Raw genomic sequence first — 414 nt, 5'->3', positions numbered from 1 at the left:
CCGCATCCCCCCTGCGGGGGAGACGGCTCCCCCGCGCACGGGATCCCTCCGCACCGTCCGGCGGCTGTACTGCAGACAGCCGACGTCAAGGGAAGGACACCCGATGCGCCTCTGGACGAGACGACGCCTGCTGCTCTCGACCGCTTCGGCGGCCTCGACGGCCGCTCTCACCGCGACGGCGTCCGCACCGGCCCACGCCCTGACCGGGAAGCCTCCCGCCCCCGACGACGCCATCGTGCGGCGTCTGGGCTCCCTGCCGGGTGTGCGGATCGTGGAGGAACGGCCGAGCACCGAGCCGGGACACCGCCTCTTCGTGCTCGGGCTGCGCCAGCCGGTCGACCACACCGACCCCTCGGCCGGCACGTTCGAGCAGCGCCTCACCCTGCTCCACACGTCCACCGAGCGCCCCACCGT

Annotated in this window: 1 pseudogene; it reads left to right on the top strand. The window is 74.2% G+C overall.

Annotated elements, in window-relative coordinates:
- Positions 1-103: 103 nt before the first annotated feature.
- A pseudogene (locus KDL01_RS42360) lies at positions 104-414 on the top strand (aminopeptidase); the annotation flags it as partial.

The sequence above is a fragment of the Actinospica durhamensis genome (assembly GCF_018139695.1).
GTDB lineage: Bacteria > Actinomycetota > Actinomycetes > Streptomycetales > Catenulisporaceae > Actinospica > Actinospica durhamensis.
This window is presented reverse-complemented; position numbering and strand designations above follow the sequence as displayed.